Source organism: Corynebacterium lubricantis DSM 45231, from assembly GCF_000379425.1.
Lineage (GTDB): Bacteria > Actinomycetota > Actinomycetes > Mycobacteriales > Mycobacteriaceae > Corynebacterium > Corynebacterium lubricantis.
On record NZ_KB902205.1, the window covers coordinates 1 to 12,187 of the forward strand.

At 55.9% G+C, this 12,187-nt stretch carries 13 protein-coding genes; 5 read left to right on the forward strand and 8 right to left on the reverse strand.

The genetic code is table 11. The features are described from left to right. Positions 1 to 301: 301 nt before the first annotated feature. The 7 genes from A37O_RS0109005 to A37O_RS0109035 form a co-directional block, all read right to left on the reverse strand. Positions 302 to 1,210, reverse strand: a complete 909-nt coding sequence (locus tag A37O_RS0109005; protein ID WP_018297179.1) for an arsenic resistance protein — start codon at positions 1,208 to 1,210, stop codon at positions 302 to 304. Between the two features lie 3 nt (positions 1,211 to 1,213). Then, positions 1,214 to 1,969, reverse strand: a complete 756-nt coding sequence (locus A37O_RS0109010) for an iron ABC transporter ATP-binding protein (RefSeq protein ID WP_018297180.1) — start codon at positions 1,967 to 1,969, stop codon at positions 1,214 to 1,216. Further along, complete coding sequence (locus A37O_RS0109015; RefSeq protein WP_018297181.1) at positions 1,966 to 2,994, reverse strand: iron chelate uptake ABC transporter family permease subunit; 1,029 nt, start codon at positions 2,992 to 2,994, stop codon at positions 1,966 to 1,968. Before A37O_RS0109015 ends, A37O_RS0109010 begins: the two co-directional genes overlap by 4 nt. A gap of 13 nt (positions 2,995 to 3,007) precedes the next feature. Beyond that, complete coding sequence (locus tag A37O_RS0109020) at positions 3,008 to 3,997, reverse strand: ABC transporter permease (protein WP_026196271.1); 990 nt, start codon at positions 3,995 to 3,997, stop codon at positions 3,008 to 3,010. 2 nt (positions 3,998 to 3,999) lie between these two features. Further along, positions 4,000 to 4,998, reverse strand: coding sequence for a siderophore ABC transporter substrate-binding protein (locus A37O_RS0109025; RefSeq protein WP_018297183.1), 999 nt, complete (start codon positions 4,996 to 4,998; stop codon positions 4,000 to 4,002). 190 nt (positions 4,999 to 5,188) lie between these two features. Next, a complete protein-coding gene (locus A37O_RS0109030; protein ID WP_018297184.1) occupies positions 5,189 to 5,623 on the reverse strand; it encodes a hypothetical protein in 435 nt (144 codons plus the stop codon). Between the two features lie 87 nt (positions 5,624 to 5,710). Beyond that, positions 5,711 to 6,733: an alcohol dehydrogenase catalytic domain-containing protein gene (locus A37O_RS0109035; protein ID WP_018297185.1), complete on the reverse strand. Its 1,023-nt coding sequence runs from the start codon at positions 6,731 to 6,733 to the stop codon at positions 5,711 to 5,713. A gap of 145 nt (positions 6,734 to 6,878) precedes the next feature. Between A37O_RS0109035 and A37O_RS0109040 the strand changes: the two genes are divergently transcribed. The 5 genes from A37O_RS0109040 to A37O_RS0109065 all read left to right on the forward strand — a co-directional run bounded on the left by A37O_RS0109040 (position 6,879) and on the right by A37O_RS0109065 (position 11,945). Beyond that, a complete protein-coding gene (locus tag A37O_RS0109040; RefSeq protein ID WP_018297186.1) occupies positions 6,879 to 7,256 on the forward strand; it encodes an ArsR/SmtB family transcription factor in 378 nt (125 codons plus the stop codon). Beyond that, positions 7,253 to 8,899: a SulP family inorganic anion transporter gene (locus A37O_RS0109045; protein WP_018297187.1), complete on the forward strand. Its 1,647-nt coding sequence runs from the start codon at positions 7,253 to 7,255 to the stop codon at positions 8,897 to 8,899. The genes A37O_RS0109040 and A37O_RS0109045 overlap by 4 nt, the downstream gene beginning before the upstream one ends. Before the next feature lie 964 nt (positions 8,900 to 9,863). Next, the gene (locus A37O_RS15115) at positions 9,864 to 10,514 is read left to right on the forward strand and encodes a phage antirepressor N-terminal domain-containing protein (protein WP_018297189.1); all 651 of its coding nucleotides are present in this window, start codon (positions 9,864 to 9,866) and stop codon (positions 10,512 to 10,514) included. A gap of 76 nt (positions 10,515 to 10,590) precedes the next feature. After that, positions 10,591 to 11,481: an abortive infection family protein gene (locus tag A37O_RS0109060; RefSeq protein ID WP_169332153.1), complete on the forward strand. Its 891-nt coding sequence runs from the start codon at positions 10,591 to 10,593 to the stop codon at positions 11,479 to 11,481. Between the two features lie 59 nt (positions 11,482 to 11,540). Then, complete coding sequence (locus A37O_RS0109065) at positions 11,541 to 11,945, forward strand: GIY-YIG nuclease family protein (protein WP_018297191.1); 405 nt, start codon at positions 11,541 to 11,543, stop codon at positions 11,943 to 11,945. On the opposite strand, the gene A37O_RS15120 is transcribed toward A37O_RS0109065, so the two are convergent. Beyond that, positions 11,939 to 12,187 (reverse strand): integrase core domain-containing protein (locus A37O_RS15120; RefSeq protein ID WP_018297192.1); only part of this gene is annotated, 249 nt, incomplete at its 5' end. The two genes, A37O_RS0109065 and A37O_RS15120, sit on opposite strands and share 7 nt — an antisense overlap.

Consider the following 12,187-nt stretch of genomic DNA (forward strand, 5'->3'; position numbering starts at 1 on the left):
AACAACCATCCCAAAGGACAGCAACTATGCGGCAGGGAAACAACCAAGCACACAAACCAACACACAAACAAAAGTACATTGGCACACTATCGAGTTCTCACACAACACTTGCACCCAACACCATCCACACTCACCGAGTGTTTCTGGCCTTCAGGGCCGAGAAGCTAACTTACCCGCTGTATCAGATCTTTGTCAAATCTGCAGGTATTTAGTTCCTGTCGCCTTGATGTTTACCTTGTGGCAACCTCTCGTTGGCGACTTGAAGAACTATATCCATAAACTCACTTAAGCCACAAATCGCCTAGTCAATCGCTATTTTTTGCACCATCTTTGGCACTAGTTTCACCATAACCACCATCGCAATAAGTTCAACCAGTGTTTGAGTCACCACAACCACTGCTGGTTCGATAACTGCCGATGGCAATACGAGGGCGATGGGCAGCACCACGAGGGAATTGCGTGTTACTCCAGAGAAGATCACTGCAATGGCTTCCCTATAAGGCAGCTTGGCTACCCACGCTGAGCCGAGTCCGACGAGAAGCATGACAACCACAAACGCTGCATAGGTCAGGATGACCCGGGCGAGACTCTCCAAGTTTTCGGTGACTCCACGGGAATAGGCCGAAACCACGACGAACAGTGTGATGACCATGATGGGCACCATGGAATCGTCGGCAAGCGATGCGATCTTGTCTTTTCTCTGCAAAAATGCCGCCAGAATCAGCGGGATCACAATGAGCAGGAGGAAAGCCCGAAGGAAGGGTGCGATTTCTAGCTGTACTCTCCCACCACTGATGAGCGGAACAAGGACCGGCAGGGCGAGCATCTGGACAAGAAGCAGGATCGGCGTTGCTGCCAAGAGTTTTTCGCGCGCGCCTCCAGCGAGTGTGCAGAACACGATGACGTAGTCGACGCACGGGGCGAGGAGAACAAGCGCCGCTGGGACGAGGAGTTCCGGAGCATCGGCGATGGGGCGCGTGATTAGCCAGACCACTATGGGCACGGCAATAAAGTTCACGGCCAGGAGCGTGACCAGGAATTTCGGCGGAATAGACACCTGCGAAAGTGGTACCGCCATGAAAGTGACAAAAATGAGCAGTGCGAGCATAGGCTCGACTGCCCATTCGAGGGACGGAAACGTGACGAGGAGTCCAAAAACGATGGCCGCGAGGTAAAACCCGACTTGCCACCGATCAAGGAATTCGCGCATGACCTAGTGGTAATCCGCGATCAGGCCGTTTGGACCTTCGATGACCTGGACTTTTGTGTTGAAAATATCGGTCAGCAGATCATCTTTCATAATCTCGTCCGCGGTGCCGAAGGCATAGATTTGGCCGTTTTTAACCGCGCAGATGTAGTCGCCGTAGCGTGCTGCAAAGTTGATGTCGTGCAAAACGATAATGATCGTGCGCCCAAACTGGTGAGCAGCATCCTTAAGGTGCTTCATCATCTGAACGGAGTGCTCCATGTCCAGGTTGTTCAGAGGCTCGTCGAGAAGCACGTATTCGGTCTCTTGGCTCAACACCATGGCCACATATGCGCGCTGGCGCTGTCCGCCGGAGAGCTGATCGAGGTAGCGGTCCTCGAGCTCGGTCAGGCGGAAGAAGTCGATGTACTTCGAGATGATTTTCTCGTCTTCTTCGTTGAGCCGGCCCTGCGAATAAGGGAAGCGGCCGAAACCGACGAGCTGGCGGACCGTCAGCTTGGTGACGAAGTGGTTCTCCTGGCGCAGAATCGAGATGATCTTTGCCAGGTCCTTGGACTTCGTCTTCGAAATATCGTGTTGCGCGACTTTCACCTCACCGGCGTCCATGCTGAGCAGTCTGCCGATCATGGTCAGAAGGGTGGACTTGCCGGCGCCATTGGGGCCGACCAGCGCGGTGATACCTCCGGAGGGAATCTCCAGGTTGACAGGTCCGATCGCAACATCGGAATTATATTCCTTGCGGACATTAGTCAGAGTAATCACAGTCGACCCTTTCTCAGCACGACGTACAGGAAGACGATGCCACCCACAAGCTCAATGATAATTGTGACAACGCCTTGCGCATAGAAAATGTGGTTCATGATGAAGTAAGCCCCGGTAAGAACCACAAACCCGATGAGCGCAGACATGGGGAAAATGAAGCGGTGATCATACGTATCGGCAAACTGGTACGCCAACGTAGCCACGAGGAAGCCCAAGAATGTCATCGGGCCGACAAGCGCTGTCGAAACCGCCATGAGCACACTGACCAGAATCAGAGTGTAGACGGTGTTGAACCGGTAGTTCACGCCCAGGTTTATGGCGGCTTCCTGCCCGAGTGACAAGACGTTGAGCTTGCGTGAATTTAGATACAGGCCCAAGACACCGAGGATCACCAATGGAATCGCAACTGGGTAGTATGCGGAATCAGCATTATTTACCGAGCCGAACATCCTGGCGCTCAGCACATCGAATTCGCTGGGTGTGAGCATGCGCTGCATGAACGTAGATACGCTGCCCAAGCCGCTACCGATGACAATGCCGATGAGCAGCATGGCGTGCAGGTTGCTGTTTTTCCCAGTCAAAAGCCAGGTGTAGAGAATCAGCGAGAAGCCGATCATCAATACGACCTGGAAAATGAACATTTCCAAGTTACGTGCATTGAGCAGCCCGCTGGCCCCGAAGAAAAATACCGTTGCGGTGTGAATCACCAGGTAGAGGGATTCGAAACCCATAATCGACGGTGTGATGATGCGGTTATTCGTCACCGTTTGGAAAGCCACCGTGGCAAATGCCTGGCAGATGGCCACCACTGCCATCGCGATCACGCTGTCGAGGCGTCGTTCGGCGATCAGCCAGAATCCGCGAGTGCCAAACTCCATCGGGTTATCCCAAGCCAGAAGTCCGAATGAGAATAGCGCAGCTGCAATGATCAATCCGATGAGGATGAACCAATATTTCCGGGCGGACTTCGCCGACTGGAAGGCTCCTACTTCCCTGTGCTTCCCGGTATCGGCACTTGTTGCCATACTTGTTTCAGTGTTAGCCACGACGCGTTTGCCTCACAATCAAGCCGACGAAGACGATCGCACCAACAATTCCCAGGATGACCGAGACCGGCATTTCAAATGGGGCGATAATGACGCGACCGATGATGTCGCAGATAACCACAATGGCGATACCCAGCAGGCACACCCACGGAAGGTTGCTGCGCAGATCGTCGCCACGAATCATGGAAATAATATTCGGCACGATCAAGCCGAGGAATGGAAGCGATCCGACTGCGACGGTGACTACGCCTGTTGCGATTGCCACCAACCCCGTGCCGATCAAGATGATGCGGTTGTAGTTGAGTCCAACGTTGGTGGCCACTTCCTCGCCGAGGCCGGCGACGGTGATCCGGTCGGCGTAGAAGAAGATCAGCACGGCGACGATCGCGACAATCCACAGCACTTCATATTGGCCGCGGACGATGTCCGTAAATGAACCTGCGAACCAGACTCCCAGCTGCTGGAGCATGTTGGCCTGGAGCGCGAAGAAGGTCGAGATCGAGCCGATGACAGCGCCCAGCATGATGCCGATAATCGGCACGATCATGCTGGATTTCAGTGTGACGCGGCGCAGGAACATGAAAAACACCATGGTGCCGATGAACGCGAAAATAATCGCGCCGGACATCCTGGTCATAATGGAGGCTCCAGGAACGAAGTACATCACGAACAAGAGGCCGAGCCCGGCCCACTCCGTAGTACCCGTAGTGGTCGGCTCGACGAAGCGGTTCTGCGTGAGAAGCTGCATCACCAGGCCCGACATAGCCATCGCGGCGCCAGCCAAGGCGAGCGCGATGGTACGGGGCACGCGGGTAGTTGCGAACATCGCGGCGCCATCTTCGGCCCCAAGAACGTCGTACTGCCCCACGAAAAGAGACAAGACAAGCAAAGCAGCGACAGCAAGGGTGGCCACTATCAACTTCCAGTCGAGGAGACGGGATTTGGTGCGTGGCCTTTCCCTATTTGTTGCAGTTTCTTGCATTTTTACTGTTGTGCCTCAAAAGCGTCGGCGATCTCATTGAAGATCTCGGTGTATGTGATGATCGACTCATTAGTGTATGTGTCGTTTGGTGCGTATCGCACATTGCCCTGCTGAATTGCAGTGACGTTCTGCAGTGCCTGAGAGTCCTCGATTACGGTTTTCGCAGGTGTCGCGGTTTCTTCAACGGCCGCGTCGCGGTCCAGCACGAAGATCCAATCCGGGTTAGACTGAGCAATTGCCTCAACCGAGATGTCATCGCCTTCATGGTTGCTCGATGCGTCTGCGACTTCGAGTGCAGGGGTCAGGCCAAGCACGTCAAAGACTGGGCCGTAGACACGGCCGATGTTTGGTGCGATGTAGCCGATGGTGCCACCGGAGACGTTGACGGCCATGACGGTGTCAGTGCCGTTGTATGCGTTACGAGCACGCTCGATGGAGTCGTTGAAGTCCTTGACAAGCTGATCGGCTTCGGCTTCCTTGCCGAAAATCTTGCCCAGGCCTTCGACCTCACGGATCAGTTCCTGATCGAATGCCTCGCCTTCGCGAGGCTCGAAGTCAACAATAGGCGTGTCTGGGTTGAGCTTCTTGATGTCTTCCTGGAAGGCGTCGAAGCGCTGACCGTTGACAATCAGGTCCGGTTCAGCAGCGGTGAGCAGCTCGAGGTTTGGCTCGCGGTGGTTGCCGATGTTGGCGATGTCTTGGTTCGTGCTGTATCCAATGGTGTCCGGGATCAGATCCACCGGCGCGGCAACTAGGTCGATTCCCCACTGCTCCAGCACCTCAAACGTCCGGTTGTCCAGCGATGCGGGCTTCTGCGGAGGGCTTGGCACGGTCTGAACACCAAAGTTATCTTCCACTTCAATCGTCGAGACTTCGCTTGACGACGATTCGCCAGCCGCATTATCAGCAGGCGCAGAAGAATCAGAGCACGATGCGAGGACCAGGCCCGCGCTGGCGACAAGTGCAACCAGAGCGTTGCGAGTGAGAAGGCGAGTTGCCATTAATTCTACCCTTTCAGATTATGTTAGGTAAGGCTTACCTAAAAGAACATAGCTTCCGAAGCGAGGTTAGCCAACCCTAATTTTCTTTATTCCCCTCACCCTAATGAATAACCGCAGGGAAATGTACACAAACAAAAAAATTAGGGGCACCCCCGGGTACCCCTAACTAGCGAACAGTAGTGTTTCTTAATTACTTCTTGTTCTTCTTTGCCTTCTTCTCACCCTTTGGCAGTGCCATCAGGCCAACGCCCAGGGCAACCAGCCAAGAGTCCTTCGCCAGTGTAGTACCGTCAGAAGATGGGCGGATACCGTCATCCTCGGTGTTTCCCTCGTTGCCGAAGTACAGGGTCATAAGGCCCGCGCCAAACGCGGTGAGGCCCGCACCTGCGAGACGGTTGGAAACAAATGGCGTAAGGAGCGCAGCACCGAGAGCGGTTTCGGCCGCGCCGAGAATCTTGCCAAACTTGTCTGCCGGAAGTTTGTTTACCGCGCTAATGCCGGTTGCAGCGAACTGCTGCATCCCTGCGGAAGCCTCTGGGGGAGTTTGCAGCTTACCCAGGCCGCTATTCAAGATGAAAGCTGCTGGAATTGCACGCAGAGCGATCGAAGATACGGCAAGAGACATATGGAGGTCCTTTCGTTGAACTTTTAATTATCTGCGCCTACTGTAGCAGAAAAGTTATAACTATGACACGTCACCAACTTTAGGGTGTTAGGGAGTCAGCATGACCTTGATTGCGCTTCTATCATCCATCGCCTGATATCCCGCCGCCGCCTCATTAAGTAAAAGCGTCTGTGTGAACACGTCACCAGGAGTAAAACCTCCTGCGTAGATGCGCTCGACTAACTTAGGTAAATACCTGCGCACCGGCGCAGGGCCACCATGCAGGTGAATAAGCGCACCAAAGAGCTGCTCCCCGGTGATCTCGACTCCGTGCGAGATTCCCAGGAACCCAACTTTTCCACCGCGACGAGTTGAGGCGATTGCCTGCTGCATCGCCTCATTCGTACCTACCGCCTCCACAGCAGAATGCGCCCCGTACCCGTTTGTCATCTCGATAACCTGGGACACGAATTCGTCGCCACGCTGCTCAACTACGTCTGTTGCTCCAAATGCGCGCGCCATCTCCTGCCGGTCCGCATGGCGCGAAGAAATGATAATTCGTTCAGCGCCAAGCTCACGCGAGGCAAGTACCGCCGAGAGGCCAACGGCACCATCACCAATAATTGCCACGGTTTTGCCCGGTCCAACGCCTGCCGTGTCCGCACCAAACCAGCCTGTACCTAGTACGTCGGATGCAGCGAGCAAGTGGCGCAACTGCTCGTCGGTAGGCGGGGCCGGCAGCTTCACCAGTGTCCCGTCGGCCCAGGGGATTCGCGAATACTCAGCTTGGGTACCCACTCCCCCGAGCATTTCGCGATTGATACAGCCTGAAAAATCTCCCGCTTGGCAGATTTCACACACTCCGCAGCTGGCGACAAACGATCCCACGACCCAATCGCCGGGCTGCACGGTACTGACTCCAGACCCGATCTCGGTGACGATGCCGACATATTCGTGCCCCATCCGTGAACCCGGCGCAATCGGGGTTTCGCCTCGGTAGCGCCACAAGTCGGAGCCGCAGACACATGCAGCCTTGACCTCGATCACCGCGTCAGTCGGGTGCTGAATGGTGTCAGCCGCAACGTCTTCGACTCGAATATCTCCCGGACCGTGAATGATTACCGCGCGCATTTCTGCCTTCCTCCATGAGATTTTGAGTGACTCTAGCTCTACTAAAGGTCATTTGTGAGCGCCGAGTGTACACCCGCGTTGTGGACCCCGCACGGGAAAATAGGTGCCTAGACAATGTGCCAATTGACGATATGATGAATCCATCATGCCACTCAATAATCAATCTAAGCCGATCTATGAACTCAAGGCCGGCCTGTTTAAAGCACTTTCCCACCCGATCCGGATCCGCATCCTCGAGCTGCTGTCCGACGGCAAGGAGCACTCTGTCGCGGAATTACAGGAGATCATGGAGCTCGAGGCCTCTCATCTCTCCCAGCACCTGGCTGTGATTCGTCGTTACCAGCTTGTCGTCTCCGAGCGTCGCGGGAGCCACGTGTTCTACCGGATCGCGTACCCCCAAGTCAGCGAATTCCTCCACGTAGCGCGCGAACTCCTGGAAGAGATTCTGCACGACAACGCTAATCAACGAGACACCGCCGCTTCAATGGATTCAGTCCCCTCGCAGAAAGACACCACTCGATGAGCAAAAGAAACTCGCTCCTCCCCCAACGTTCCGACTACGCCGGTATCCGAAAAACGTGGCGCAGCGACCTCATTGCCGGTGTCACCGTGGGCATCGTCGCCCTTCCCCTCGCGCTTGGATTCGGTATTTCCTCCGGTGCTGGCGCCGAAGCGGGGCTGATCACCGCCATTATTGCCGGCGTGATCGCCGCCGTATTCGGTGGCTCGAATGTGCAAGTGTCGGGCCCGACGGGTGCCATGGTCGTTGTTCTCGCCCCCATCGTCGCTTCCCACGGCCCTTCGGCCATCGTGCTTGTTTCCTTGATGGGCGGATTGATCGTCCTGATTGCCGGTATCCTCCGACTCGGGCGTGCGGTGTCACTGATCCCGTGGCCTGTTATCGAGGGATTTACCGTTGGTATCGGAGTGATTATTTTCCTGCAGCAAATCCCAGCGCTGACCGGTCCGAACGGTAACGAATCGGGCGAAACGAGCGCCCTCTTGGCAGCCGTAGCAAGCTTGGCTAATGCGGACGTAAATTACCTACTGTGGGCAATCGGCGCCGTGATTATTGCGGCGATCTGTATGGTTGGACTTCCTAAAATTCACCCGGCCATTCCAGGCTCGCTGGTAGCGGTCATCGTCGTGACGGTGCTCGCTCTTGTCATTGACAACCCGCTGGCCACCATTGGCGCACTGCCAAGCACGCTTCCAGCGCCCAGCATTCCGCCCATGAACCTTGAGCTGCTGTCTGATTTGTTGCTTCCAGCGGTAGCCGTCGCGGCTCTCGCAGCCATTGAGTCGCTGCTCTCTGCCCGCGTTGCAGCATCGATGGCGGATACCGGCCCATACGATCCGGACCGCGAACTTGTTGGACAGGGCCTCGCATCCATCGGATCCGGCTTGTTCGGAGGTATGCCGGCAACCGGCGCAATCGCCCGTACCGCGGTGAACGTGCGCAGCGGTGGTCGCACCCGCCTGGCCGCAATCTTCCATGCGGTCGTGCTCTTGATCATTGTCTTACTGTTCTCACAGCCGGTCAGCTTCATCCCTCTTGCCGCTCTCTCGGGCGTCTTGATGGTCACGGCTATCCGCATGATCAACATTTCAGTGGGCAAGTCGATCTTGCGCTCTACCCGCTCCGATGCACTGGGCTACATTGTCACGGTCATTATCACCATCTCGGTCGATCTCATCGTCGCGGTGATTATCGGCTTGATCCTCGCTGGAATCTTCGCCATCCGCAACTACGCATCTGCCGTGCGTGTTTACCGCGAGGACCTACCAGGCGAGCCAGAGGAAGACGACGATCGCATCGCGCTGATCAACATCGACGGGCCTCTCTTCTTTGCTAGTGCCGATCGCGTCATGGACGAAGTGGTGAATACCCAGGGAGTTTCCGTGGTCATTCTCCGCCTCTCCCAACTAGATACCGTCGACGCCACAGGTGCCCAGACCCTCTCGGAGGTGGTGCGCAGACTCGAAGCCCGCGGGATCACCGTCTTAATCAAGGGGCTGCGCGAGCACCACGAAAAGTTGTTCTACCAAGTCGGCGTCATTACCGCACTGAGGCATAAGAAGCACCTGTTCAGCGATCTCGACTCCGCCCTTGAACACGCGCGGAGCCATATTAAGCGCGAGGATGCCTCATCTCAGAGCAGCTAATTTCTATCGTCCGACAGTCCGCCGTGCGGACATTTTGGGGTCAGGCCCGGCCGAGGGAATCGGTTTGGCTAATTGTGTATCGCTAATTAGCTGCAGATTTGGCCGATTTCCTAGCTAATTAGCTATACACATTTAGCCAAACCCAGAAAAAGACACCACCCAGGTGAATTTCTATCGGCTGACAGTCCGCCGTGCGGACGAATCTGGGACCGGACAGCCTGAAACCCACGCCACAGCAACCCCTACAGTCGAAGAGCTTGGCCCAGAAACAACAAAACCCCTGGTCAACAACGACCAGGGGTTTTGCCAATTGTGGAGCTGCCGGGAACTCACCCCGAAGAGATCATTCTTGCAGCTCAAGGGCCATCCTCAACACTCACCCTCGTTATGTTTCCCGTAACTTTCCCGTAATGCTCTACCTATTCCGAGGTGAATCTCTTGAGACGAGAGCAACAGGATGTCCACAGAAGGGAACCGAGCAGGGCCTTACACAGTCCCAAGAGACATGATCCGTCTTGGTACCGAGGACCACCTCTTCATTGCTCGCGACTATACCGATATAACCTCTCAGCTTCTGGAACACCTCATGGTCGAAAATGATGAAGTTCTCAGAGCTTTGGCCGCCGCTTGCCTCCGCTGTACTGACCTCGATGTGATGATCATCTACACCGAAGGCTGACAACATCACTCACTCAGCACGCAAGGTGATCCACAGCCTCGTTGGCACTTGGTAAAGGTTCTCCAACTACCGCGGCTCTTATACCACCTTCAGCTCCATCCGAGAGAGTTGTTTGCACGGCTTCCCAAGGTTTCAGGCCAGATAGTCGAAAAACATACAGTCGCGCCCCTAGAGAGACCTCAGAGCAAGACACGCCGGGAGATCGGGGACATAACTTACAACAAGGTTCTCCCCCATCTATCTACGGAAACCGGAGGCCACTAGTGTCTTGAGGACCTAGAAGGGTTGGAGGACTTTGGTGAAGTTACCGTCAGGGCCACCCACGATTTCCATGAAGAGAGCGCCAGCATCCCCATCCTGGACTCTTCAGCCTCGGTGGAGGTCCTCGACATCCCGTTCCACAGGGACAGCGTTCAGTCTGTCCAGGTTGGCGGCGAACCCTACGTCGTCTTCCGGCCTCTGGTCGAGTCCATCGGCCTAGACTTCGCCAGCCAGTTCACCAAGCTCAAGGGGAAGTCATGGGCAACCATTGTGAAGACCACAATGGTCGGATCGAACGGATCACAGCGCGAGATGACGGCCATCAACCTCAAGACTCTCACGATGTGGCTGGCAACCATTGACGAGGACCGGGTCAACGAAGCTTCCCGGCCTCTGGTTGTCGCCTATCAGAACGAGGTGGCCGAGGCCATCGAGTCATACTGGACCAAGGGCACAGTCATCAACCCTCGGGTGGTCGAGAGCCAGCCTCAGGACTTCTCTGAGGTCATCTCGGAGTCGAGGCAACAGCTGGAGCTTCTCAAGGCCGCCGAGGGGCTGATCGACCCGGACCACCTCCGGGCAAAGGCCAACATCATCCTTGCTCGTGGCCTCGGTGAGGCACCTCAGCTCGACCCGGTCAGTCGACCTGCCAATGGCCGGCCACCTGGACCCTAGTGTGAATTATCTCCACTCCCTCACCATGGTTGAAGGATTCAGGGATGTTGGACGGCTTCTCGGTAAGGTTACCAAGGTGAGTAATGACTTTCTGGTTCCTTCTTATCTTGTATTGGCGATGAAAAGGATTGCTTCCGTACTTCCTCCTGGCGTCGTCGTAGATGCATGGCTCGGTCTTGATTTTCAACCGGTCCCGGAGATGGACGGGTATGACCCACGGGATGGAGAGACGGCTTTCAGTGCCTACGCAGACAATGTGAACTGGGCCGATGTCTCTGAGGTCCACAGGGCCCTCATGGTTTTCGAGGACATCTGCTTCGAAGCCTTCGAGGACATCAATGACGATCCCTCCTACGACTTCGCCCAGTCCTCTATCAAGAAGCTGACCCGTTTTGCTTCTCGTGCAGGATTCTCCTTCGACCAGGACACCTACAGGTTCACGCTTCCAGACACTATCTCGCTTTCCGAAGAGGCCCTGGTCGCGATTGAGGACCCTCAGGTACTCCAAGACCAGGTAGACCTGCTTAATACCTTGCTCTCTGAGAACCACCCGGACGTGGTAGTTACCGTCGCCAGAGCCCTTTGCGAATCTGCAGCCAAGATCGCTGCCGCAAGAACCGGCATTGAACTCACCGGTAAAGAGAACTTCCCCAAACTGGTCAACCTGGTCTCCCAGAAGCTCCAGCTCGACGCCGGAGGAGTCAACAAGGACATTGACAGTGACAAGGCAGTTCGAGAGATGCTCGGGGGAGCCTCCAAGATGGTGAACGGCCTTGCTGAGTTCCGCAACCGCTTCGGCATCGATCATGGACGCACGGCAGCCTCTCCCCTCAAAACTCGTCATGCCCAAGTAGCGGCAGACGCCGCTCAACTGTGGTGCAACATGGTCCTTTCTACTCTCGGAGACCCCGAGGCCAACTGGAAGAAGCACCCGCGTTCTTCTCAGACAGTCTCACCCACGTCGTAACCAGGCACTCCCCTAGAACCAGTCTGGGACCAGACTGGTCGTGAAAGTTGGAACATTTAATGGACGGCAAACAAGTCCGCCTCTTCCTCGTCGACGGCACCGTCGGCGGGTTGATGACCGCCGAGATCCTCAACTGGACCGGCCACATGCTCCGGGCCCGACGCAAGGACCTGGGCAGGATCAAAACTCGCGAGGAAGCCCAACGAACCGGAGTCTACGTCCTCTTCGGCACCGACGACGAGGGAGAGCCAGCCGCCTACATCGGCGAGGGCGACAGTGTCGTCAAACGACTGGAAAACCACAACGCCAACAAGGACTTCTGGGAAGACGTCGTCATCATCACCTCCAAAGACATGAACCTGACCAAGGCACATGTGAGGTACCTGGAGTCGGAGTTGATCAAGCTTGCCAAGGTGATTGGCCGGGTCTCCCTGAAGCGTCCTGGTTTTCGTTCCGCTTATTGAACGCCCAACGGCTGGGCGTGTGATTGTTGATAGTAGGCGTCTTCCATCTCTTGTGGGGTGATGTATCCCAATGACTCGTGCAGGCGGTGGTTGTTCCACCAGTACACCCAGCGAAGGGTCGCGATCTCGACTTCCCCAACCGACGCCCACGGCCGGTGGGGATAGATCAGCTCGGTCTTGTAGAGACCGTTGACCGTTTCCGCCAACGCGTTGTCGTAGGAATCGCCGACGGTGCCAACGGA